Raw genomic sequence first — 22,888 nt, forward strand, 5'->3', positions numbered from 1 at the left:
GGGCCGCGCCTCAGCCCGCAGCCCCCAGCCCGGCCAGCGCGTCCGGCGCGGCCCAGCGGGCTCCGACTCCGTGCACGGTGACCTCCCGTACGTCGTCGAGGACCTCCTCGTGGCCGACGGCCCGCGCGATCACCACGTGCAGCCGGTCGTCGGAGAGCTCCTCCACCTTGCCGTCGCCCCACTCGACGACGACCACGGACTCGGGCAGCGACACGTCGAGGTCCAGGTCCTCCATCTCGTCGAGCCCGCCGCCCAGCCGGTACGCGTCCACGTGCACCAGCGCCGGCCCGGCCCCCAGCGGCGGGTGCACCCGGGCGATCACGAACGTCGGCGAGGTCACCGCGCCCCGCACGCCGAGCCCCTCGCCCAGCCCGCGCGTCAGCGTCGTCTTGCCCGCGCCGAGCTCCCCGGTCAGCAGCACGAGGTCGCCGGGGCGCAGCAGTCCGGCGATGCTCCGGCCGAGGGCCTGCATCGCCCCGGGCGAGTCGACGGTGATGCGGGCGCGGGCGGCGGCCTCAGGTCCCTGCGGTCCCGGACCCGGCTGCGGCACCGGGCTGCGGGGGGCTTCCAGCGGTACGTCTTCCATGTCCGCCAACGTTAGCCGCTGCGGGCACCGCGCCGGTGCGGGCGAACAGCTCCAGGAGCAGCGCCGTCACCGTCTCCGGGTACTCCAGCATCATCAGGTGCCCCGCCCTCTCCAGGACGACGAGCTCCGCGGCGGGGAGGGCGTCCTTGATGGCCTGGCTGTGCGCGGCGGGCGTGATCATGTCGTGGTCGCCGGCGATGACGGTGACCGGGATGTCCCCGAAGCGCTGGAGGGCCTCCGTCTTGTCGTGGGCCTGGAAGGCCGGGTAGAACTCGGCGACCACGTCGATCGGGGTGTGCTCGATGAGCCGCTCCGCGAACCGCGCGACCCCGGGGTCCACCTCGCGGGGCGCGCCGAAGGAGTACAGCTTCACCATCCCGGCGAAGAGGTCGGCGGTGGCCCGGCGGCCCCGCTCCACCAGCTCCACCTGCGATCCGAGCACCCTCAGGACGGGCGGCAGGATGCGCCGGACCGCGCCGAGCCCGACGGCGGGCAGCCCGTACGTCACCTCGCCGAGGCGGCCGCTGGAGGTTCCGACCAGGGCGACGCCGACGACGCGGTCGCGGACCAGGTCGGGGTACTGGTCGGCCAGCGCCATGATCGTCATGCCGCCCATGGAGTGCCCGACCAGGATGAGCGGGCCCTCGGGGGCGGCGGCGTCGATGACGGCCTTCAGGTCGCGGCCGAGGCAGTCGATGGTGACGGGCTCGCCGTCGGCCTGGGCGAAGCCGCGGGCGCTGCGGCCGTGGCTGCGCTGGTCCCAGTACACGGCGCGGACCGTCCCGCGCAGGACGGCTCGCTGGAAGTGCCAGGCGTCCTGGGCGAGGCAGTAGCCGTGGCAGAACACGACGGTCGGGGCGGGCTCGGTGCTGGGCCGCAGCCCCGGGCGGGCCCGCTTGGCGTCCGGGGCCGGCTCCTCCACCTCGTAGTGCAGCTCGGTGCCGTCCTCCGCGTAGGCGGCGCCGGGGGTGCCGCGCAGGGAGCCGTAGTCGCCGGCGGCGTCGAGCGCCAGGCGCGCCTTGCGGCGCACGCCCCGCCCGACGGTGATCCTCTCCACGGCCACGCCGGCCGCCGCCCCGGCGGCCACCACGCCGATCACGGCCCCGGCCCAGCCGGCCCTGCGCCAGTTCTCGCTCACGCGGTCCCCACTCAGCCGTTGCGGTAGACGCGGGGCACGCGCGCTCCGATGCGGGTGACGATCTCGTAGGCGATCGTGTCCGCCGCCTGTGCCCAGTCCTCGGCGGTGGGCTCGCCGTGCTCGCCGCTGCCGAAGAGGACGGCCTCGTCGCCCGGACGGACGCGCAGGGGGCCGTGGTCGCGGCCGAGGTCGACGACGAACTGGTCCATGGCGACGCGGCCGGCGATGTGGCGAATCCTTCCTCCGACCGCGACGGGGCCCCGGCCGGAGGCGTGCCGGGGGACGCCGTCGGCGTACCCGGCGGGGATCAGCGCCAGGTCCGTCTCGGCGTCGGTGGTGTAGTGGTGGCCGTAGCTGACGCCGTGTCCGGCGGGCACCGTCTTGACCAGGGCGACGGAGGCCTTCAGCGACATCGCGGGACGCAGGCCCAGCTCCGCGGAGGTGCCCAGCTCGGGCGCGGGCGACACCCCGTAGACGGCGAGGCCGCAGCGCACCAGGTCGTAGTGGCTCTCGGGGAGGGTGAGCGTCGCCGGGGAGTTGGCGATGTGCCGGACCTCGGGCTCCAGGCCCTCCTTCTCGGCATACGCGAGCATGTCCCCGAAGGCCGTGAGCTGGAGCGGGATCGAGGGGTGCCCCGGCTCGTCGGCGCAGGCGAAGTGCGACCAGATCCCGGTGACGCGCACGGTGCCCGCGGCCTCGGCGGCCGCGGCCGCGCCGACCAGCTCGGCCCAGTCGGCGGGCTGGCAGCCGGCCCGGCCGAGCCCGGTGTCGGCCTTCAGCTGGATCCGGGCGGGGCGGCCCGCGGCCCGGGCGGCGTCCTGCACCTCGCGCAGGGCCCACATCCCGCTGACGGACACGTCGATGCCGGCCTCGACGGCCTCGCGCCAGGGCCCGCCCGGCGTCCACAGCCAGCACAGCAGGGGGGCGTCGATCCCGGCGGCGCGCAGGGCGAGCGCCTCCTGGGGGGTGGCCGTGCCGAGCCAGGCGGCGCCGGCCTCCAGCGCGGCGCGGGCACAGGGGACGGCACCGTGCCCGTAGGCGTCCGCCTTGACCACGGCCATGAGCGCGGACCGGGGCGCCCGTGCGCGCAGGGCGCGCACGTTGTCCCGTACCGCGTCCAGATCGATCTCGGCGTACACGCGCGTCGGTGTCTCGTTCATCGCCCCCAGTCTCTCAGAGGCCGTCCCGGGCCGACCGCAGGGCGTGTACCGGCCCTGTCACAGTCGACCTGCCCGGACCTGCGGCGGGACTCGCGGAGGGGGCGGCGGCCTGGAGGGCTGCCGGGTCGCGGGGGGGGCGGTGCCGGCGCACCGCGCGGCGGAGGGCCCGCGGTGCGCACCGGCCGTGCGTGCGCGGGCCGGTGACGCGGCGGGGTGCGGGGCCGGGGTCGCGGCCCGGCAGCTTCCCGGCCGCGGCCCGGGGCCGACGGCGGGTCAGGACCCGTGCACCGCCCGCCAGGCCGCGGGCAGGGCCGCGGCCACCTCCTGGGCGAGCAGCGGGGCGCCGGCCGCGGCGCGCCCGGCGGCCAGGCCGTGCAGATAGGCCGCCGCGGAGGCCGCGTCGGCGGCCGGCAGCCCGGCCGCCAGGAGGGAGCCGGCGAGGCCGGACAGGACGTCGCCGCTGCCGGCCGTGGCGAGCCAGGGCGTCCCGGTCGGGTTCACCCGGACGGGCCCGCGGCCGTCGCACACCAGCGTTGTCGAGCCCTTCAGCAGCACCACGGCCCCGAACCGGCCCGCCAGCTCCCGAACGGCCGCGAGCCGCCCGGACTCCACCTCCGCGCGCGGCACGCCGAGCAGCGCGGCCGCCTCCCCCGCGTGCGGCGTCAGCAGGGTCGGCGCGGTGCGGGCGCGCAGCACCGCCGGGTCCAGGCCGCGCAGCCCGTCCGCGTCCACCAGCACCGGCACCGGCTCGGCCAGCGCCCGCGCCGCCTCCTCGGCCCGGTCGCCGCCGAGGCCGGGCCCGACCACCCAGGCCTGTACGCGGCCCCGCCCGATCAGCGTCTCCGGGTGGCGGGCCAGCACCTCCTCGTGCGCGGGGCCGACGTAGCGCACGGCTCCGGCTCCGCCGCGCAGCGCGCCCTCCACGGCCAGGACGGCCGCGCCCGGGTACTGCGCCGATCCGGCGACGACGCCGACGACGCCGCGGCTGTACTTGTCGCTCGCCTTGCCGGGCCGCGGCAGGAGGGTCGCGAGGTCGGCGTCCTCCAGGGCGGCTGCGGCCGGGGTGCCGAGCGCGGCGGGGTCCAGGCCGATGTCCACCAGCCGCACCTCCCCGGCGAGGGCTGCGCCGGGGTCGACGAGGAGGCCCGGCTTGTACGCCCCGAACGTGACGGTGGTGTCGGCCCGTACGGCCGCTCCGGCGACCTCCCCGGTGTCCGCGTCCACCCCGCTGGGCAGGTCCACGGCGACGACGGGCGCGCCGGGCGGGATCCGCTCGGCCAGCGCCGCCGCGGCCGGGCGCAGTCCGCCCTGCCCGCCGATGCCGAGCAGGCCGTCCACGACGAGGTCCGCGCGGTCCGGCACGGCGGCGGACAGCCGGCCGCCCGCGGCGCGCAGGGCCGCCAGCCCGGCCGGGTGCACCCGGCCGGGCTCGGCGGGGACCGCGGTCACCGCGGCGCCGCGCCGGGCCAGCCGGGCGCCCGCGTACAGGGCGTCGCCGCCGTTGTCGCCGGGCCCGACGAGCAGGACGACCCGGGCGCCGTACACCTTCGGCAGCAGGCCCGCGCAGGCGGCGGCCAGCCCGGCCGCCGCACGCTGCATCAGGGCGCCCTCCGGCAGCCGCGCCATGGCCTGCCGCTCCGCGGCCCGGACGTTCTCCACGCTGTAAGCAGTACGCATGGGCCCAGCCTGCCCGATCGGCGGTGCCGCGGCCGTCAGCCCTCGGCGATGACGACGGCCGAGGCGACGCCCGCGTCGTGGCTGAGCGAGAGGTGGAAGGACTTCACGTTCAGCTGCACCGCCCGCGCCTCGACGGTGCCCCGTACCCGCACCCGCGGCTGCCCCGTCTCCTCCACGTACACCTCCGCGTCGGTCCACAGCATGCCGCCGGGCGCGCCGAGTGCCTTGGCGAGCGCCTCCTTCGCCGCGAACCGGGCGGCGAGCGAGGCGATCCCGCGCCGCTCGCCGCTCGGCAGCACCAGCTCCGACTCGGTGAACAGCCGCTGGGCCATGCCCGGCGTCCGCTCCATCGACACGCCGAAGCGCTCGATCTCCGCCACGTCGATCCCCACGCCGATGATCACGACGGCGACCCCCCGCTCTCTCTCCTACTCCACGGTCACGGACTTCGCGAGATTACGCGGCTGGTCCACCTCGTTGCCGCGCGCCGTGGCCAGTTCGCACGCGAACACCTGGAGCGGCACCGTCGCCACCAGCGGTTGGAGCAGCGTCGGCGTCGCCGGGATGCGGACCAGGTGGTCGGCGTAGGGGACGACCGCGTCGTCGCCCTCCTCGGCGATGACGATGGTCCGCGCGCCGCGCGCCCGGATCTCCTGGATGTTCGAGACGATCTTGTCGTGGAGGACGGAGCGCCCGCGCGGCGACGGCACGACCACCACCACCGGCAGGTCCTTCTCGATCAGCGCGATCGGCCCGTGCTTGAGCTCGCCCGCCGCGAAGCCCTCGGCGTGCATGTACGCGAGCTCCTTCAGCTTGAGCGCGCCCTCCAGGGCCACCGGGTAGCCGACGTGCCGGCCGAGGAACAGCACGGTGTTCTTGTCGGCGAGGGACCGCGCCAGCGCCCGCACCGGCTCCATGGTCTCCAGGACGGCGTCCACCGCCCCGGCGATGTCGGACAGTTCGCGGACGACCGCCCCGACCTCGTCGCCCCACTTCGTGCCGCGCACCTGGCCGAGGTAGAGCGCGACCAGGTAGCAGGCCACCAGCTGGGTCAGGAACGCCTTGGTCGAGGCGACGGCCACCTCCGGTCCGGCGTGCGTGTACAGCACGGCGTCCGACTCGCGCGGGATCGTCGAGCCGTTGGTGTTGCAGATGGCGAGCACCTTCGCGCCCTGTTCGCGCGCGTGCCGCAGCGCCATCAGCGTGTCCATGGTCTCCCCGGACTGCGAGATGGCCACCACGAGCGTCCGCTGGTCCAGGATCGGGTCGCGGTAGCGGAACTCGCTCGCCAGCTCCGTCTCGCAGGGGATCCGCGTCCAGTGCTCGATGGCCAGCTTGGCGATGAGGCCGGCGTGGTAGGCCGTGCCGCAGGCCACGATCACCACCTTGTCGACCTCGCGGAGCACGGAGGCGGGGATGCGCACCTCGTCGAGGGTGAGGGAGCCGCTCGCGTCGATGCGGCCGAGGAGGGTGTCGGCGACGGCCTTCGGCTGCTCGGCGATCTCCTTGAGCATGAAGTAGTCGTAGCCGCCCTTCTCGGCGGCCGAGGCGTCCCAGTCGACGTGGTAGGCGCGGACGTCGGCGGGCGAGCCGTCGAAGCCGGTGACGGTGACGCCGTCCCGGCGCAGCTCCACGACCTGGTCCTGGCCCAGCTCGATCGCGGAGCGGGTGTGCGCGATGAACGCGGCCACGTCGGAGGCGAGGAAGTTCTCGCCCTCGCCGACGCCGACGACGAGCGGGGAGTTGCGGCGCGCGCCGACGACGGTGTCCGGCACGTCGGAGTGGACGGCGACCAGGGTGAAGGCCCCCTCCAGGCGCCGGCACACCCGGCGCATGGCCTCCGCGAGGTCCCCGGCCGCCGCGAACTCCTCGGCCAGGAGGTGGGCGGTGACCTCGGTGTCGGTCTCGGAGTCCAGCCGGTGCCCGCGGTCTTCGAGTTCGGCGCGCAGCGCGGCGAAGTTCTCGATGATGCCGTTGTGGACGACGGCGACCCGGCCCGTGTTGTCCAGGTGCGGGTGGGCGTTGGCGTCGGTGGGGCCGCCGTGCGTCGCCCACCGGGTGTGGCCGAGCCCGGTGGAGCCGGGCGGCAGCGGATGGGAGACGAGCTGCTTCTCCAGGTTGACGAGCTTCCCGGCCTTCTTCGCCGAGACGAGCTCCCCATCGGCGACGACGGCGACGCCCGCCGAGTCGTAGCCGCGGTACTCCAGCCGCTTGAGTCCGGCGATGACCACATCGAGCGCCGACTGCGCTCCTACGTAACCCACAATTCCGCACATAGCGCGCAGCGTACGCCCGAGTTGACGCCCCGTCCCGTACCCGGACGAGACGAAAACCCCGCCCCGGCGAATGCGCCGGAGCGGGGTTGACGTGCTTCGAACAGCCCTGCGGGTCAGCCGAGCTTCTTGACCTGCGCGTCGACGACGGCCTTCGGCTGCTCGGCGGTGCCGCTCAGGCTGAGCGCCGAGAAGGTCGCCACGGTGTTGGCCTTGCGTACGACGACCAGCTGCGTCGAGACCTTCACGCCGTCGGAGTCGGCCTCCACGGTGTACGCGAGGGCTTCGTCGCCCGCGGTCACCGGCGTGCCGGGGGCGACCTTGGTGACCTTGGCCGACTCGCCGTCCTGGGTGACGCCGTAGCCGGCGGCGCAGGCCGTGCCCGCGCTCTTCAGCGCGGCGAAGGCCTCCTCGGCGCCCTTGCCGTCGTACGAGGAGAGGGTGACGGCGGTGGCGTTGGCACCGAGCGCGTCCATGATCGCCTTCATCTTGTCGTCCGGGGTGCCGCCGGCGCCGTCCTTCGGCTTGGCGACGGCCTTGGTCCGCGCGGTGCCGGCCGCCTTGCCCACGGGGGCCATCGACTGGGCCTTGACCAGCGGCAGGCAGTCGGGCTTGTCGCTGGTGGCGGCGGCGCCGGCCGCGGCCTCGGCGGCCGTGGCCTCCTTCACCAGGTGGTCGGGCAGGTCGGCCTGCTTCACGATCACGCCGGCCAGCTCGGCGTCGGTCTTGCCCTTGGCGGCCGGGGCCGCCGAGGAGGCGGCGGGGGCCGGGGCGTCGGCCTTGCCCTCGCCCTTGGAGTCGGACGAGCCGCACGCGGTGGCGAGCAGGGCCAGGGACACGGCGGACGCGGTCATGACAGAACGACGGACGAAGGTGCTGCGCACGGTGGAACTCCCCCGGAAGCGGTTGCGAAACGATGCGGAACGGTCCGGCGCGGCACCACTCCCCGTGGAAGAACCCGCCCGGAAGCGTTCTTGATCGGAAATCTACGTGCTCGCTCCGACAGCACCGCCATGAATAAAGCCCTGCGACGTGATCGTGACAGCAGTGAGACCGAAACCCGCCCCTGCGCCACGTGACCGACCCCACCACCCACGCACGGCCCCCAGCCCCGACAATGGAGTGTGATCACTTCGCCGCCACGAAGCAGCACGCCGGACCCGGACTGCGGGACGGAGCGCCCCGGCCGGCCCGAGCGCACCCCGCGCCGGACCGAGGCCTCCCCGTACGTGGACCTGACCCGGGCCGAGTGGAGCGCGCTGCGCGAGCGGACGCCGCTGCCCCTGACGGCCGAGGAGGTCGAGCGGCTGCGCGGCCTCGGCGACGTCATCGACCTGGACGAGGTCCGCGACGTCTACCTGCCGCTCTCCCGCCTCCTCAACCTGTACGTCGGCGCCACCAGCAACCTGCGCGGCGCGCTGAACACCTTCCTCGGCGACGCCGGCGGCAACGGCCACGGCAGCCAGCAGGGCACCCCGTTCGTCATAGGCGTCGCCGGCTCCGTCGCCGTCGGCAAGTCCACCGTGGCCCGCCTGCTCCAGGCGCTGCTCGCGCGCTGGCCCGAGCACCCCCGCGTCGAGCGCGTCACCACCGACGGCTTCCTCTACCCGATGGAGGAGCTCCGGCGGCGCGGCCTCACCTCCCGCAAGGGCTTCCCCGAGTCCTACGACCGCCGGGCCCTGACCCGCTTCGTCGCCGACATCAAGGCCGGCAAGGACGAGGTCACCGCCCCGGTGTACTCCCACCTGATCTACGACATCGTGCCCGGCGAGCGGCTCGTCGTCCGCCGCCCGGACATCCTGATCGTGGAGGGGCTGAACGTCCTCCAGCCGGCCCTTCCCGGCAAGGACGGCCGGACCAGGGTCGGCCTCGCCGACTACTTCGACTTCAGCGTGTACGTGGACGCGCGCGCCGAGGACATCGAGCGCTGGTACCTCAACCGCTTCCGCAAGCTGCGCGAGACCGCCTTCCAGGACCCCTCGTCCTACTTCCGCAAGTACACGCAGGTCTCCGAGGAGGAGGCCCTGGAGTACGCGAAGACGATGTGGCGGACGGTCAACAAGCCGAACCTGCTGCAGAACGTCGCCCCGACCCGCGGCCGCGCCACCCTCGTCGTCCGCAAGGGAGCCGACCACAAAGTGCAGAAACTGAGCCTGCGCAAGCTCTGAGGCTACGGTGCGGGGATGCTGCACCTACGGATGATCACCCCGCCCGACCGCACCGACGCCGTCCTGGAGCTGATCGGGCGGACGGTCGGCACCACGCACGTGGCCGTCCTCCCGGGGGCCGCCCGCGAGCCGGCCGGCGACCTCGTGCTGTGCGACGTGGCCCGCGAGGCCGGGGACGGGCTGCTGTACGGCCTGCGCGCGCTGGGCATCGACCGGGACGGCTCGATCGCCGTCGAGGACATCGACCTGTCGCTGTCCGACCGGGCCGGGCGCGCGGAGAAGGAGGCCCCCGGCGAGGCGGCCGACGCAGTGCTCTGGGAGAAGCTGACCGACGCGACGCACGAGGACTCCACCCTCACCTACACCTACCTGGTCTTCCTCGCCGTCGCCACGATGATCGCGGCCTGCGGCGTGGCCCTCGACAACGCCGTGCTGATCGTCGGCGCGATGGCCGTCGGCCCGGAGTTCGGGCCCCTCGCCGGCGTCTGCACGGGACTCGTGCGCGGCGCTCCGCGCCTCGCGGCGCGCTCGGCGAACGCCCTCGCCGTAGGGTTCGCCGCGGCGATCGCGGTGACGACCCTGTTCAGCCTCGGCATGACGGCGATCGGCCAGATCGACGCGTCGATGCTGGAGGCGCCGCGCCCCAACACCAGCTTCGTCTGGCAGCCGGACCCGTTCTCCTTCATCGTGGCGCTGCTCGCCGGCACGGCCGGCATGCTGTCGCTGACGTCCGCGAAGGCCGGCGCCCTCGTCGGCGTCGCGATCTCGGTGACCACGGTACCCGCCGCGGCGAACGCGGCCCTGGCGCTGAGCTTCGGGGACATCCCCCAGATGTGGGGCTCGGCCGTGCAGCTGGCGCTGAACCTGTCCGGGATCGTGCTGGCCGGCACGCTGACCCTGCTGGGCTGGAAACTGCTGTGGCGCACCCGGCGGCACCGGATGACCCGGCCGCCGGGCACGCCACCGCGCGGGCCTGCTCCAGGTCGGCGGCCTCCACCATGACGCGGACCACCGGCTCGGTGCCCGACGGGCGCAGCAGCACCCGCCCGGTGGTGCCGAGCTCGCGCTCGGCGTCGACGACGGCCGCGGCCAGCTCGCCGGAGGTGGCGACCTTGGTCCGGTCGACGTCGCGGACGTTGACGAGCACCTGCGGCAGCCGCTGCATGACGCCCGCCAGCTCGGCCAGCGGCCGGCCCGTCGCCGCGACCCGCGCCGCCAGCATGAGGCCGGTCAGCGTGCCGTCGCCGGTCGTCGCGTGGTCCAGGATGATCACGTGGCCGGACTGCTCGCCGCCCAGCGCGAAGCCGTGCTCCTTCATCGCCTCCAGCACGTACCGGTCGCCGACGCCGGTCTGCACGACCCGGATGCCCTCGGCCTCCATGGCCAGCTTGAAGCCCAGGTTCGACATCACCGTGCCGACGACCGTGTCGCCGCGCAGCGAGCCGGCCTCGCGCATGGCCAGCGCCAGGACGGCGAGGATCTGGTCCCCGTCGACCTCGGCGCCCGAGGCGTCGACCGCGAGGCAGCGGTCCGCGTCCCCGTCGTGGGCGATGCCCAGGTCGGCGCCGTGCTCGACCACGGCCTGCTTGAGCAGGTCCAGGTGGGTGGAGCCGCAGCCGTCGTTGATGTTCAGGCCGTCCGGCTCGGCTCCGATCGTGACGATCTCGGCGCCCGCCCGGGCGAAGGCCTCGGGCGAGACGCGGGCGGCCGCGCCGTGCGCCTCGTCCAGGACGATCTTCAGCCCGTCCAGCCGGTTGGGGAGCACCCCGATGAGGTGGGCGACGTACTTGTCGAAGCCCTCGTCGTAGTCGCTCACGCGGCCGACGCCGGAACCGGTGGGCCGGTCCCAGGGCGCGCCGGTGCGGTGCTCCTCGTAGACGGACTCGATGCGGTCCTCCAGCTCGTCGGCGAGCTTGTGGCCGCCGCGGGCGAAGAACTTGATGCCGTTGTCGGGCATCGCGTTGTGGCTCGCGGAGAGCATCACGCCGAGGTCGGCACCCAGCGCACCGGTGAGATACGCCACCGCCGGGGTGGGCAGCACACCGACGCGCAGGACGTCCACGCCCGCGCTGGCGAGGCCGGCGACGACCGCCGCCTCCAGGAACTCGCCGGAGGCCCGCGGGTCGCGGCCGACCACCGCGGTGGGGCGGTGGCCCTCGAAGGTGCCCGCCTCGCCCAGCACGTGGGCTGCCGCCACGGAGAGGCCGAGCGCGAGCTCCGCCGTCAGATCCGCATTGGCGACGCCGCGTACACCGTCCGTCCCGAAGAGTCGTCCCACAGTTGTCCTCCCACGTTCGCGCTTCGCTTGAGACCGCTAGTTATTCCGCTTGTGGCGGTAAACGAACCGCCCCGGCAGCACGGAGAGTGCCGCCGGGGCGGTTGGTGCTGAACAGCAGGCGCAGATTAGCGCTTGCTGTACTGCGGAGCCTTACGGGCCTTCTTCAGACCGGCCTTCTTGCGCTCGACCGCACGGTCGTCGCGGGACAGGAAGCCGGCCTTCTTCAGCGCCGGGCGGTTGTTGTCGACGTCCGCCTCGTTCAGCGCACGGGCGACGCCCAGGCGCAGGGCGCCGGCCTGGCCGGAGACGCCGCCACCCGCGATGCGGGCGATGACGTCGTAGCGGCCGTCGAGCTCGAGCAGCTTGAACGGCTCGTTGACTTCCTGCTGGTGCACCTTGTTGGGGAAGTAGTCCTCAAGGGTGCGACCGTTGATCTTCCACTTGCCGGAGCCCGGAACGATCCGGACGCGGGCGATGGCGTTCTTGCGACGGCCCAGGCCGGCGGCCGGCTGCGGGTCGCCGAAGCGGCCGGCAAGGGACTCGGAGGTGTAGTCGCCCTCGGCGACGACCTCGGACTCGGTGGTGTACTCCTCGACGCCCTCGAACTCGTCGACGGGGGTCTCGGCGGTGGTCTCGGCCACGATGCTCCTCAGAATTCTCTACGTCTTAGGGGGTGGCCGGAACTACTGCGCGACCTGGGTGATCTCGAACGGCACCGGCTGCTGGGCAGCGTGCGGGTGCTGGTCGCCCGAGTAGACCTTCAGCTTCGAGAGCATCTGACGGCCCAGGGAGTTCTTGGGGAGCATGCCCTTGACGGCCTTCTCGACGGCCTTCTCCGGGTTGTTCGCCAGCAGGTCGTCGTAGCGCACGGAGCGCAGACCGCCCGGGAAGCCGGAGTGGCGGTAGGCCATCTTCTGGGTCGCCTTGTTGCCGGACAGGTGGACCTTGTCGGCGTTGATGACGATGACGAAGTCGCCCATGTCCATGTGGGGGGCGTAGGTCGGCTTGTGCTTGCCCTTGAGGAGGGCAGCGGCCTGGGTCGCCAGACGGCCGAGGACGACGTCCTGGGCGTCGATGACGAGCCACTGGCGCGAGATGTCGCCGGGCTTGGGGCTGTACGTACGCACGGTCGTATGCCTTCGCTTCTTCAGTGATGGGTTCTCCCCCGAGCCTCGCGGCCCGAAGGGAAGGGTCCTGACAAGGCCACCACGGACGATCACGACAGCCCTGGTGCACTACGGGGACGCAACCCGTGTGCACCGCTGGTCATCGGCCCGGTGGACCGGCGTAAGGCCCTTTCACGTGAGAATGAGCAAGCCAATACGCATAACGAACCAGCAGAATACCCGCGGTGCCCCGGAAGGGTCAAAACGCAGCTCGGGAACCCGCCTCCGCGGGCTCCGCCGTGCGCTTGGCTCCGGGCCCCGGAGGGGTCCCTGCGATCCGTACGCCCACCAGGTTAACCCGGGCCGGGCGCAGGCACCGCCGCATCAGCGTCACCGCCAGCACACACAGCGTGAAGCAGTCCTTGAACGCCCGCCGCTTCGCCTCCAGCTGCGAGGGCCACGGCACCCCCGCCGCCTGCGGGAACACCGCCGCCCAGAACCAGGGCGAGCGCGGCGCGGACCCCGCGCGCACGGCCGAGGCCAGCAGCAGCGGAACCACCACCAGCAGGTAGTGGTCGAAGGAGGGCCGCGACACCAGGAATGCGGCGAGCATCACCATGCAGGCCGTCTCCGCGAGCCGCAGCTCGCCCCCGTCCCGGTCGTCCTCCCGCCGCCAGCGGCACCGGGCCGCCCACAGGCCGCCCGCGGCCCCCAGCCCCGCGAGGAGCACCGCCACCGGCTCCGGCACGCCCAGCCGGGGCAGCACCGCGATCGGCGAGGCGTCCCAGGGCAGCGCATAGGAGTCCTGCCCCTGGAGCAGGAACGGCAGCGTCTTGGTGAAGAACAGCGACGGGCTCGGCATCAGCAGCGCCCCCGCCAGCGACAGGCCCAGCGGCACCGCCACGGCCACCGCAAGCCCCCGCCAGCGCCGCGCCAGCACGAACAGCAGCCCCAGCGGCACCAGCATCGGCTTGCAGGCGATCGCCACCCCCACCACCAGCCCCGCGGCCGTCCAGGACCGCCGGTGCGCGAGCAGCAGGGCGAGCGGCAGCGCGGCCGCCGAGACGGCCGTCCAGTTCCCGATCAGCACGAGGTTCCCGTACGGCCGGAAACCGACCGCCAGCAGGGCGAACCCGCCGACCGCGAAGCGGGAGCGGGCCGGCACCGAGAAGAGCCGCAGCGCGGCCCACCAGCCGGCCGCCAGCAGCGCCGACATGCCCAGCGGGAGCACCCACCGCAGCACCGGCACCGGCAGCAGCGCCTCCGGCACGGCCATGAGGACCGCGCTCGGCAGGTACAGGAACCGCTTGTCCTCGTACGGGGAGCCCCCGGCCAGCAGCGTGTCGGCGGCCTTCACCACGAAGGCGTTGTCCGAACCCCAGCCCGGCCTCAGGCTCGTCGAGACGGCGATCCCGACGACCACCGCCGCGCAGAGCGCGATCCACGGCGGCGAGGCCGGCAGGAGCAGCCGGCGGGCCGCGCGGCGCCGCGCGGCCCGGTCGCGGACATCCCAATTCCTGAGCCAGGTGCCAGGCCGCAGCCGCACAACGCCTCCCGATCGAGCGCCCCGGGGCGGCCGCCCCCTAGCGCTTCCGTTCGACCCTACGTTCGTCCCAGACGGGCTCCTGAGTCTCCCGCACCACACCGTCCGAACCGAAGACCAGGAAGCGGTCAAATGTCCGCGCGAACCACCGGTCGTGGGTGACGCACAGGACCGTGCCCTCGTACGACTCCAGCCCGTCCTGCAGCGCCTCCGCCGACTCCAGGTCCAGGTTGTCCGTCGGCTCGTCCAGCAGCAGCGCCGTGGTCCCCGCCAGCTCCAGCAGCAGGATCTGGAAGCGGGCCTGCTGCCCGCCCGACAGCTTGTCGAACGGCTGGTCGCCCTGGCGCTCCAGCTCGTAGCGGCGCAGCACCGACATGGCGCCGCCGCGGTCCTTGGCGTGCTCCGTCCACAGGATGTCGACGAGCGAGCGGCCGAACAGCTCGGGGTGGGCGTGCGTCTGCGCGAAGTGGCCGGGGACCACGCGGGCGCCGAGCTTCCACTCACCCGTGTGGGCGACAGGCCGCTCCCGGTCCCCCGCCAGCAGCCGCAGGAAGTGGGACTTGCCCGAGCCGTTCGAACCGAGCACGGCGACCCGCTCCCCGTAGAAGACCTCCAGGTCGAAGGGCTTCATCAGGCCGGTCAGCTCCAGGTTCTTGCAGGTCAGGGCGCGGACACCGGTCCGCCCGCCCTTCAGCCGCATCCGGATCTCCTGCTCCCGCGGCGGCTCCGGCGGCGGGCCGGCCTCCTCGAACTTCCGCAGCCGCGTCTGGGCGGCCGCGTACCGGGAGGCCATCTCGTGGCTGACCGCGGCCGCCTGCCGCAGCGTGACCACCAGCTTCTTCAGCTGCGCGTGCTTCTCCTCCCAGCGCCGCTTCAGCTCCTCGAAGCGCGCGAAGCGCTCCTTGCGGGCCTCGTGGAAGGTGTCGAAGCCGCCGCCGTGCACCCACACGTCCGAGCCGTCGACGCCCGGCTCCACCGCGATGATCTTCTGGGCGGCCCGGGAGAGCAGCTCCCGGTCGTGGCTGATGAACAGCACCGTCTTGCGGGTGGCCCGCAGCTGCTCCTCCAGCCAGCGCTTGCCGGGCACGTCGAGGTAGTTGTCCGGCTCGTCGAGCAGCAGCACCTCGTCCGGCCCGCGCAGCAGGGCCTCCAGCACCAGGCGCTTCTGCTCGCCGCCGGAGAGCGTGCGCACCTCGCGGAACTGCGCCTTGTCGTACGGGACGCCCAGCGCGGCCGTGGTGCACACGTCCCAGAGCGTCTCCGCCTCGTACCCCTGGACGTCCGCCCAGTCGCTGAGGGCCTGCGCGTACGCCATCTGCGCGGCCTCGTCGTCGACCGTCATGATCAGGTGCTCGGCGCGGTCGACGGCCCGCGCGGCCTCCCGGATCTGCGGCCGCGCCACCGACACGAGCAGGTCCCGCACGGTCGTCTCGTCCCGTACGGACCCCACGAACTGCGGCATGACCCCGAGGCCGCCGGTGGCGGTGACGGAGCCGCCGTGCGGCTGGAGCTCGCCGGCGAGCAGCCTCAGCAGGGTGGTCTTGCCGGCCCCGTTCGCCCCGACGAGGGCGACGACGGACCCCTCCCCCACCCGGAAGGAGACGTCGGGGAGCAGCACCCGCCCGTCGGGCAGGCAGTACTCCAGGTGGCCGGCTTCGAGGTGTCCCATGCGGGGCATTCTCGCGGCCCCGGGGCGGTCCGCCCAAACGGATTACGGGGGCGGGCCGCCGCGGCGGCGGACGGGGCGCTCAGCAGCAGCCGGCGCCGGGGAGGGTGCGCATGTTGCGGGCCTCGCGGCTGCGGGCGGCCAGCAGCTCGTCGGCGGGGTAGCCGACCTCCTCCAGGGTGAGCCCGTGGGGCTTGACCACGTGCACGGAGGAGTCCCGTACGCCTGCCCGCAGGACCTTGCCCGGCCAGTCGGCGGGCCGGTGCCCGTCCCCGACGTGCAGCAGGGCGCCGACCAGGGAGCGCACCATGTTGTGGCAGAAGGCGTCGGCCCGGACCGTGGCGGTGACGATGCCGTCCGCGCCGCGCTCCCAGGACAGCTGCTGGAGGGTGCGGATGGTGGTGGCGCCCTCGCGCCGGCGGCAGTAGGCCGCGAAGTCGTGCTCGCCGAGCAGCTCGGCGGAGGCCTCGTTCATGGCCTCGACGTCCAGCGGCCACGGGTGCCACAGGACGTGGCTGCGGCGCAGCGGGTCGACACCGCCCTGGTGGTCCCCGACGCGGTAGGCGTAGCGGCGCCAGACGGCGGAGAAGCGGGCGTTGAACCCGGCGGGGGCCTCGGCGACCCGCCAGACGCGGACGTCGTGCGGCAGGCGGCCCGCGAGCCGCCTCAGGAGCTTGTCGCCGTGCTCGGCCCACACCTCGGCGGCCAGGTCGAACTGGGCCACCTGGCCGCGGGCGTGCACGCCGGCGTCGGTCCGCCCGGCCACGGTCAGCTCGACCGGGTGGGGCAGCCGCATCACGGTCTGCAGGGCCGACTCCAGCTCCCCCTGGACGGTCCGCAGCGTCCGCTGCTTCGCCCACCCGGAGAACTGCGTCCCGTCGTAGCTCAGGTCCAGCCGTACCCGGACGTGCCCGGGCTCCACCTCGTCACTCACGTGACCGATCCTCTCAGGCTTCTCTTCACACACAAGCAGAAGCGGGCCCGCCCCCGGGAAAGGGGCGGGCCCGCTCGGAGCCGTTCAGGCAGGAGGGATCCCGGGGGATCAGGCCTCCTTGGTCTCCTCGGCGTCGGCGTCGGCGGCCTTGGCCTCCGCAGCCTCGGCCTCCTTGACCGCACGCTTGGTGGCGGCCTCGGCCTCACCGGTGGCCTGCTGGGCCACGGTCAGGGCCTCGACGAGCTCGATGACCGCCATCGGGGCGTTGTCGCCGCGACGGTTGCCGATCTTGGTGATGCGCGTGTAACCACCGGGGCGGTTCTCGAAGCGCGGGGCGATCTCGGTGAAGAGCGTGTGGACGATGCTCTTGTCCGTGATCGTCTGGAGGACCAGGCGACGGTTGTGGATGTCGCCCTTCTTCGCCTTGGTGATCAGACGCTCGGCGACGGGGCGCAGGCGGCGGGCCTTGGCCTCGGTCGTCGTGATGCGGCCGTGCTCGAAGAGCGCCTTCGCGAGGTTCGCGAGGAGAAGCTTCTCGTGCGCGGCGCTGCCGCCCAGACGGGCACCCTTGGCGGGACGCGGCATGGTGTTACTCCTTCGTATCTGCACCGGCCGTGTCAGGTACCGGTGTCAGTTCCCCCGCGGCGGCCGCCGCGGGGAAGTCTTCGTGAAACCGCCGGCGGTCGGGGCGGGGCCCCGGCCGCCGGCGGCGGCAGATCAGTACTGCTCGGTCTCGACGAAGCCGGCGTCGGCGTCGTCGTCCGCGCCGAACGCGTCGGCGGCGGCGGTCGGGTCGAACCCGGGCGGGCTGTCCTTCAGGGCCAGGCCCATGCCGGCGAGCTTCGCCTTGACCTCGTCGATCGACTTCGCACCGAAGTTGCGGATGTCGAGCAGGTCGGCCTCGGAGCGGGCGACGAGCTCACCCACGGAGTGGATGCCCTCGCGCTTGAGGCAGTTGTAGGAGCGGACCGTGAGCTCCAGCTCCTCGATCGGCAGCGCCAGGTCGGCGGCCAGGGCGGCGTCCGTGGGGGACGGGCCCATGTCGATGCCCTCGGCGTCGATGTTGAGCTCGCGGGCCAGGCCGAACAGCTCGACCAGGGTCTTGCCGGCGGACGCCATGGCGTCGCGCGGGCGCATGGCCTGCTTCGTCTCGACGTCGACGATCAGCTTGTCGAAGTCGGTGCGCTGCTCGACACGGGTCGCCTCGACCTTGTAGGTGACCTTGAGCACGGGGCTGTAGATGGAGTCGACCGGGATGCGGCCGATCTCCTGGCCCACCTGCTTGTTCTGGACGGCGGAGACGTAGCCGCGACCGCGCTCGACGGTCAGCTCCATCTCCAGCTTGCCCTTGCCGTTCAGGGTGGCGAGGACCAGGTCCGGGTTGTGCACCTCGACACCGGCCGGGGGCGCGATGTCGGCGGCGGTGACCAGGCCGGGGCCCTGCTTGCGCAGGTACATCACGACGGGCTCGTCGTGCTCCGAGGAGACGACCAGCTGCTTGATGTTGAGGATGAGGTCGGTCACGTCCTCCTTGACGCCCGGCACGGTGGTGAACTCGTGCAGGACGCCGTCGATGCGGATGCTGGTGACAGCGGCACCCGGGATCGAGGACAGGAGGGTACGGCGCAGGGAGTTGCCGAGGGTGTAGCCGAAGCCCGGCTCCAGCGGCTCGATCACGAACCGGGAGCGGTACTCGTCGACGACCTCTTCGGTCAGCGAAGGACGCTGAGCGATAAGCATGTCTTTTCCTTCAGTCGTGGACGCCCACTATTTGACGCCCGACAGGTGCCGTCCGGGAGGACGGCCGGTGCTGCAAGGGTACGGGCGGCACGGCCCCCGAAGGGGGTCGTACCGCCCGGACACTCAAGGACGCACAGGCGCGGCCTGCGTCAGACGCGGCGGCGCTTCGGCGGACGGCAGCCGTTGTGCGGGGTGGGGGTGACGTCCTGGATCGAGCCGACCTCGAGGCCGGTGGCCTGGAGGGAGCGGATCGCGGTCTCACGGCCGGAGCCGGGACCCTTGACGAAGACGTCGACCTTGCGCATGCCGTGCTCCTGCGCGCGGCGGGCGGCCGACTCGGCGGCCATCTGCGCGGCGAAGGGGGTGGACTTGCGCGAGCCCTTGAAGCCGACGTGGCCGGCGGAGGCCCAGGAGATCACGTTGCCCGAGGGGTCCGTGATCGAGACGATCGTGTTGTTGAACGTGCTCTTGATGTGGGCGTGCCCGTGAGCGACGTTCTTCTTTTCCTTGCGGCGCACCTTCTTGGCAGCGCCCTGACGACCCTTGGGGGGCATGTCAAACTCCTACGGGAGGTGGTCGGTCCTACAGCGCAAGACCGCTGAACAGGACTACTTCTTGCCCGGCTTCTTCTTGCCGGCGATCGCGCGACGCGGGCCCTTGCGGGTACGTGCGTTCGTGCTGGTGCGCTGACCGTGCACCGGGAGGCCGCGACGGTGGCGGATGCCCTGGTAGCACTGGATCTCGATCTTGCGGCGGATGTCGCCCTGGATCTCGCGGCGGAGGTCACCCTCGGTACGGAGGTTGGCGTCCACGTACTCGCGGATCTTGACGAGGTCCTCTTCGGCCAGGTCACGAACGCGGGTGTTCGGGTTCACGCCGGTCGCGGCGAGGATCTCCTTGGACCGGGTGCGCCCGATACCGAAGACGTAGGTGAGTGCGATCTCCACACGCTTTTCGCGCGGGATGTCGACACCGGAAACGCGTGCCATTCAATGGCTCCTGTGTGTTCGGGGGTCTTCCGCAGAACCGCTCCCGACCGCCGACCGCCGACAGGCGGTGGTACGTCCGGGTCCCCGGCCCCCGCCGGAGGTATCGCCGGCCCTGTCGGGCTGGGCGGGTCCTGCGTATGTACGTTTTCTTACGTCGCGCGAAGAACTGCGAAGTGCAGGTCGGTCGGCGTGCGTCAGCCCTGGCGCTGCTTGTGGCGCAGGTTGTCGCAGATGACCATGACCCGGCCGTGACGGCGGATCACCTTGCACTTGTCGCAGATCTTCTTGACGCTCGGCTTGACCTTCATGTGTCTGAGGTTCTCCGGGTCAGTGCCACCACCCGCACCGGGACCATCGCCCAGGCAGGAGTGAGAGCAAGATCTACTTGTATCGGTAGACGATCCGGCCACGCGTCAGGTCGTACGGAGAGAGCTCCACCACGACCCGGTCATCGGGAAGGATGCGGATGTAGTGCATGCGCATCTTGCCGCTGATGTGCGCGAGGACCTTGTGACCGTTCTGGAGCTCCACCTTGAACATGGCGTTCGGGAGGGACTCGATCACGGTGCCCTCGATCTCGATGGCACCTTGCTTCTTGGCCACGCTTCGCCTTTCGAATCGGCTACCTTGATCGGCCACGGGCATGGAGATGCACGTAAGCCGACGAGTCAGTCTACGTCAGGGCACCCAGAAAGACGAATCCGGAAAGTTTGCCCATGAGTCTAGATCATTAACCGAGGGGGTCCGGGGCCGTGGTGACCCCGTACTCCGCCAGCTTCGCCTTGCCGCAGTCCGGGCTGGTCAGGACGATCGGACCGGCCTCCGTGAGGGCCACCGAGTGCTCCCAGTGCGAGGACCAGGTGCCGTCCGTGGTGACCACCGTCCAGTCGTCGGCCAGTACCTCCGTCCGGGCGGTGCCCAGGGACACCATGGGCTCGATCGCCAGGCACAGGCCCGGCACCAGCCGGATGCCCTTGCCGCGCTTGCGCGAGACGTAGTTCAGCAGGTGCGGGTCCATGTGCATCTCGGAGCCGATGCCGTGGCCGCCGTAGTCCTCGATGATCCCGTACTTGCCGCTGGACGGGCGCGGCTGGCGGCGGATGTAGCCCTCGATGGCCTTGGAGATGTCGACCAGGCGGTTGCCGTTCTTCATCGCCGCGATGCCGGCCCACATCGACTCCTCGGTCACCCGGGAGAGCTCGATGAGCTCCGGGGCGTGCCCGGTGCCCACGAAGGCGGTGAAGGCCGCGTCGCCGTGCCAGCCGTCGACGATGGCGCCGGCGTCGATCGAGATGATGTCGCCGTCCTTGAGGACGGTCTTGTCGTCCGGGATGCCGTGGACGACGACCTCGTTGACCGACGTGCAGATCGTGGCGGGGAAGCCGCCGTAGCCGAGGAAGTTCGACTTCGCCCCGGCGTCGGCGATCACCTTGCGGGCGACCATGTCCAGATCCCGCGTCGTGGCGCCCGGCACGGCCGCCTCACGGGTCGCCGCGTGGATGGCGGCGACGACCAGCCCCGCCTCGCGCATCTTCGCGATCTGCTCGGGGGTCTTGATCTGGACCATGGGGCACTTCCACCTTCGGATCTGCTGCTTCGGGTTCACTCAACAGTACGGCCGCGGCGTCCTCCGGACACCGCGGCCGACCTGCACCACAGGGGTACTACTTCTTCAGGGCGTCCATCGCGCGCTGCGTGACGTCCGCGACCTCGCCCAGGGCCGGGATGGTCACCAGCAGGCCCTGCGCCTTGTAGTAGTCGATGATCGGCTCGGTCTGCGTGTGGTAGACCTCCAGCCGCGTCCGGACCGTGGCCTCGGAGTCGTCGTCGCGCTGGTACAGCTCGCCGCCGCACTTGTCGCAGACGCCCTCGGTCTTCGGCGCCGCGTACACGACGTGGAAGACGTGCGCCGAGTCGTTGCGGCAGATCCGGCGGCCGGCGATGCGCTTGACCACCTCGTCCTCCTCGACCTCCAGGTCGAGGACGGCGTCCAGCTTCATGCCCGCGGCCTGGAGCATCACGTCCAGCGCCTCGGCCTGCGAGACGTTGCGCGGGAAGCCGTCGAGGAGGAAGCCCTTCTCGGCGTCCGGCTGCTCCATGCGGTCCTTGGCCATGCCGATGGTGATCTCGTCGGGGACGAGGTCGCCGGCGTCCATGAACGCCTTGGCGCGGCGGCCCAGCTCGGTGTTCTGGCTGATGTTGGCCCGGAACAGGTCGCCCGTGGAGATGTGCGGGATCGACAGGTTCTTCGCAAGGAACGCGGCCTGCGTTCCCTTGCCCGCACCGGGCGGTCCGACGAGGACGATACGCATCAGCGGAGGAACCCTTCGTAATTGCGCTGCTGGAGCTGGCTCTCGATCTGCTTCACGGTTTCCAGACCCACACCCACGATGATGAGGATGCTCGTCCCGCCGAACGGGAAGTTCTGGTTCGCTCCGAAGCCGGCCAACGCCATCGTCGGCACTAGAGCGATCAGACCCAGGTACAGCGACCCCGGCCAGGTGATCCGGTTGAGCACGTAGCTCAGGTACTCGGCGGTGGGTCGACCGGCGCGGATACCCGGGATGAACCCACCATACTTCTTCATGTTGTCTGCAACTTCCTCGGGGTTGAACGAAATCGCCACGTAGAAGAACGCGAAGAAGACGATCAGGAGGAAGTAGGTGGCGATGTAGTACGGGTGGTCGCCCGTGACGAAGTGCTTTTGAATCCAAACCGCCCAGTCTGCGGTGGATCCGCTGAACTGCACGACCAGCGCCGGGATGTAGAGCAGCGACGAGGCGAAGATGACCGGAATCACACCGGCCTGGTTCACCTTGAGCGGGATGTAGGTCGAGGTGCCGCCGTACGCGCGCCGGCCGATCATGCGCTTCGCGTACTGGACGGGGATGCGGCGCTGCGCCTGCTCGACGAAGACCACCAGGGCCACCATCGCGAGGCCCACCAGGATCACCACGCCGAACTCGACCCAGCCGTCGGCGATCTTGCCCTGGAGCTTGATCTGCCACAGTGCGCCGATGAAGCCGGCGGCGATCGAGATGAACATCAGGATGGACATGCCGTTGCCGATGCCGCGGTCGGTGATGAGCTCACCGAGCCACATGACGAGGCAGGTGCCCGCGGTCATGGTGAGGACCATGACGATCGTGGTGAAGACGGAGCGGTCCGGGACGATCTGCGCGGCGACCGGGCAGCCCTGGAACAGGGCGCCCGTGCGGGCGGTGGCGACGAGGCCGGTGCCCTGGAGGATGGCGAGGGCGACCGTCAGGTAGCGCGTGTACTGCGTGATCTTGGCAGTACCGGCCTGGCCCTCCTTCTTCAGGGTCTCCAGCTTCGGGATGACCACGGTCAGCAGCTGCAGGATGATGCTCGCCGTGATGTAGGGCATGATCCCGAGCGCGAAGACCGTGATCTGCAGCAGCGCACCGCCACTGAACATGTTGACGAGACCGAAGAGGCCATTGCTGCTTCCGGCCTGGTCGACGCAGATCTGGACGTTCTTGTAGCTCACGCCGGGAACCGGGATGTGGGACCCGAGCCGGAACAGCACGATGATGCCGAGCGTGAAGAGCAGCTTCTTGCGCAGGTCGGGCGTCTTGAACGCCCGGGCGAACGCGGTGAGCACGGTGC

Annotated in this window: 23 protein-coding genes and 1 pseudogene; 2 read left to right on the forward strand and 22 right to left on the reverse strand. The window is 72.1% G+C overall.

Annotated features, from left to right (window positions below; genetic code table 11):
• Nucleotides 1-10: 10 nt before the first annotated feature.
• The 7 genes from tsaE to EF903_RS01785 all read right to left on the reverse strand — a co-directional run bounded on the left by tsaE (nt 11) and on the right by EF903_RS01785 (nt 7,688).
• A complete protein-coding gene (gene tsaE, locus EF903_RS01755; RefSeq protein ID WP_399419937.1) occupies nt 11-571 on the reverse strand; it encodes a tRNA (adenosine(37)-N6)-threonylcarbamoyltransferase complex ATPase subunit type 1 TsaE in 561 nt (186 codons plus the stop codon).
• A complete protein-coding gene (locus tag EF903_RS01760) occupies nt 516-1,724 on the reverse strand; it encodes an alpha/beta fold hydrolase (protein WP_125540827.1) in 1,209 nt (402 codons plus the stop codon). The genes tsaE and EF903_RS01760 overlap by 56 nt, the downstream gene beginning before the upstream one ends.
• Before the next feature lie 11 nt (nt 1,725-1,735).
• Nucleotides 1,736-2,884 (reverse strand): alanine racemase, encoded by a 1,149-nt coding sequence (gene alr / locus EF903_RS01765; RefSeq protein WP_125540828.1) that lies wholly within the window; start codon nt 2,882-2,884, stop codon nt 1,736-1,738.
• Between the two features lie 273 nt (nt 2,885-3,157).
• Nucleotides 3,158-4,561: an NAD(P)H-hydrate dehydratase gene (locus EF903_RS01770; RefSeq protein ID WP_125540829.1), complete on the reverse strand. Its 1,404-nt coding sequence runs from the start codon at nt 4,559-4,561 to the stop codon at nt 3,158-3,160.
• A 35-nt stretch (nt 4,562-4,596) separates the two neighbouring features.
• Complete coding sequence (locus tag EF903_RS01775; protein ID WP_125540830.1) at nt 4,597-4,965, reverse strand: holo-ACP synthase; 369 nt, start codon at nt 4,963-4,965, stop codon at nt 4,597-4,599.
• 24 nt (nt 4,966-4,989) lie between these two features.
• The gene (glmS, locus tag EF903_RS01780) at nt 4,990-6,837 is read right to left on the reverse strand and encodes a glutamine--fructose-6-phosphate transaminase (isomerizing) (RefSeq protein WP_125540831.1); all 1,848 of its coding nucleotides are present in this window, start codon (nt 6,835-6,837) and stop codon (nt 4,990-4,992) included.
• Between the two features lie 113 nt (nt 6,838-6,950).
• Nucleotides 6,951-7,688 carry a hypothetical protein gene (locus tag EF903_RS01785; RefSeq protein WP_125540832.1) on the reverse strand — a complete coding sequence of 246 codons (738 nt, stop codon included), beginning with the start codon at nt 7,686-7,688 and terminating at the stop codon, nt 6,951-6,953.
• A gap of 375 nt (nt 7,689-8,063) precedes the next feature.
• On the opposite strand from EF903_RS01785, the gene coaA reads away from it, so the two are divergent.
• Together coaA and EF903_RS01795 are read left to right on the forward strand one after the other, a co-directional pair.
• Nucleotides 8,064-9,002 carry a type I pantothenate kinase gene (gene coaA, locus EF903_RS01790; protein ID WP_221888709.1) on the forward strand — a complete coding sequence of 313 codons (939 nt, stop codon included), beginning with the start codon at nt 8,064-8,066 and terminating at the stop codon, nt 9,000-9,002.
• A 15-nt stretch (nt 9,003-9,017) separates the two neighbouring features.
• A complete protein-coding gene (locus EF903_RS01795) occupies nt 9,018-10,004 on the forward strand; it encodes a DUF389 domain-containing protein (protein ID WP_125540834.1) in 987 nt (328 codons plus the stop codon).
• Here EF903_RS01795 and glmM read toward each other — a convergent pair.
• The 15 genes and pseudogenes from glmM to secY all read right to left on the reverse strand — a co-directional run.
• Nucleotides 9,961-11,280 (reverse strand): annotated as a pseudogene (gene glmM / locus EF903_RS01800) (phosphoglucosamine mutase); the annotation flags it as partial. The gene EF903_RS01795 and the pseudogene glmM overlap by 44 nt on opposite strands.
• 125 nt (nt 11,281-11,405) lie before the next feature.
• The gene (rpsI, locus tag EF903_RS01805; protein ID WP_114053755.1) at nt 11,406-11,921 is read right to left on the reverse strand and encodes a 30S ribosomal protein S9; all 516 of its coding nucleotides are present in this window, start codon (nt 11,919-11,921) and stop codon (nt 11,406-11,408) included.
• Nucleotides 11,922-11,963: 42 nt separating this feature from the next.
• On the reverse strand, nt 11,964-12,407 hold the full coding sequence (gene rplM, locus EF903_RS01810) for a 50S ribosomal protein L13 (RefSeq protein ID WP_125540835.1): 444 nt from the start codon (nt 12,405-12,407) through the stop codon (nt 11,964-11,966).
• A 238-nt stretch (nt 12,408-12,645) separates the two neighbouring features.
• Nucleotides 12,646-13,932: a glycosyltransferase family 87 protein gene (locus tag EF903_RS01815; RefSeq protein ID WP_312845877.1), complete on the reverse strand. Its 1,287-nt coding sequence runs from the start codon at nt 13,930-13,932 to the stop codon at nt 12,646-12,648.
• A gap of 37 nt (nt 13,933-13,969) precedes the next feature.
• Nucleotides 13,970-15,607, reverse strand: a complete 1,638-nt coding sequence (locus tag EF903_RS01820; RefSeq protein ID WP_125540836.1) for an ABC-F family ATP-binding cassette domain-containing protein — start codon at nt 15,605-15,607, stop codon at nt 13,970-13,972.
• Between the two features lie 70 nt (nt 15,608-15,677).
• Nucleotides 15,678-16,529 (reverse strand): tRNA pseudouridine(38-40) synthase TruA, encoded by an 852-nt coding sequence (gene truA, locus EF903_RS01825; protein ID WP_125540837.1) that lies wholly within the window; start codon nt 16,527-16,529, stop codon nt 15,678-15,680.
• A gap of 108 nt (nt 16,530-16,637) precedes the next feature.
• Nucleotides 16,638-17,114 carry a 50S ribosomal protein L17 gene (rplQ, locus tag EF903_RS01830; RefSeq protein ID WP_114053751.1) on the reverse strand — a complete coding sequence of 159 codons (477 nt, stop codon included), beginning with the start codon at nt 17,112-17,114 and terminating at the stop codon, nt 16,638-16,640.
• A gap of 132 nt (nt 17,115-17,246) precedes the next feature.
• A complete protein-coding gene (locus tag EF903_RS01835; RefSeq protein WP_003956430.1) occupies nt 17,247-18,269 on the reverse strand; it encodes a DNA-directed RNA polymerase subunit alpha in 1,023 nt (340 codons plus the stop codon).
• Nucleotides 18,270-18,418: 149 nt separating this feature from the next.
• On the reverse strand, nt 18,419-18,823 hold the full coding sequence (gene rpsK, locus EF903_RS01840; RefSeq protein ID WP_003956432.1) for a 30S ribosomal protein S11: 405 nt from the start codon (nt 18,821-18,823) through the stop codon (nt 18,419-18,421).
• A gap of 54 nt (nt 18,824-18,877) precedes the next feature.
• On the reverse strand, nt 18,878-19,258 hold the full coding sequence (gene rpsM, locus EF903_RS01845) for a 30S ribosomal protein S13 (protein WP_079429308.1): 381 nt from the start codon (nt 19,256-19,258) through the stop codon (nt 18,878-18,880).
• Nucleotides 19,259-19,452: 194 nt separating this feature from the next.
• Nucleotides 19,453-19,566: a 50S ribosomal protein L36 gene (gene rpmJ, locus EF903_RS01850; RefSeq protein ID WP_003956441.1), complete on the reverse strand. Its 114-nt coding sequence runs from the start codon at nt 19,564-19,566 to the stop codon at nt 19,453-19,455.
• 73 nt (nt 19,567-19,639) lie between these two features.
• Nucleotides 19,640-19,861, reverse strand: a complete 222-nt coding sequence (infA, locus tag EF903_RS01855; protein ID WP_003956442.1) for a translation initiation factor IF-1 — start codon at nt 19,859-19,861, stop codon at nt 19,640-19,642.
• A 127-nt stretch (nt 19,862-19,988) separates the two neighbouring features.
• The gene (map, locus tag EF903_RS01860) at nt 19,989-20,825 is read right to left on the reverse strand and encodes a type I methionyl aminopeptidase (protein WP_125540838.1); all 837 of its coding nucleotides are present in this window, start codon (nt 20,823-20,825) and stop codon (nt 19,989-19,991) included.
• 97 nt (nt 20,826-20,922) lie between these two features.
• The gene (locus tag EF903_RS01865) at nt 20,923-21,570 is read right to left on the reverse strand and encodes an adenylate kinase (RefSeq protein ID WP_125540839.1); all 648 of its coding nucleotides are present in this window, start codon (nt 21,568-21,570) and stop codon (nt 20,923-20,925) included.
• Nucleotides 21,570-22,883: a preprotein translocase subunit SecY gene (gene secY, locus EF903_RS01870; protein ID WP_125540840.1), complete on the reverse strand. Its 1,314-nt coding sequence runs from the start codon at nt 22,881-22,883 to the stop codon at nt 21,570-21,572. The genes EF903_RS01865 and secY overlap by 1 nt, the downstream gene beginning before the upstream one ends.
• Between the last annotated feature and the right edge of the window lie 5 nt (nt 22,884-22,888).

This window comes from Streptomyces sp. WAC05292, assembly GCF_003949955.1.
Classification (GTDB): domain Bacteria; phylum Actinomycetota; class Actinomycetes; order Streptomycetales; family Streptomycetaceae; genus Streptomyces; species Streptomyces globosus.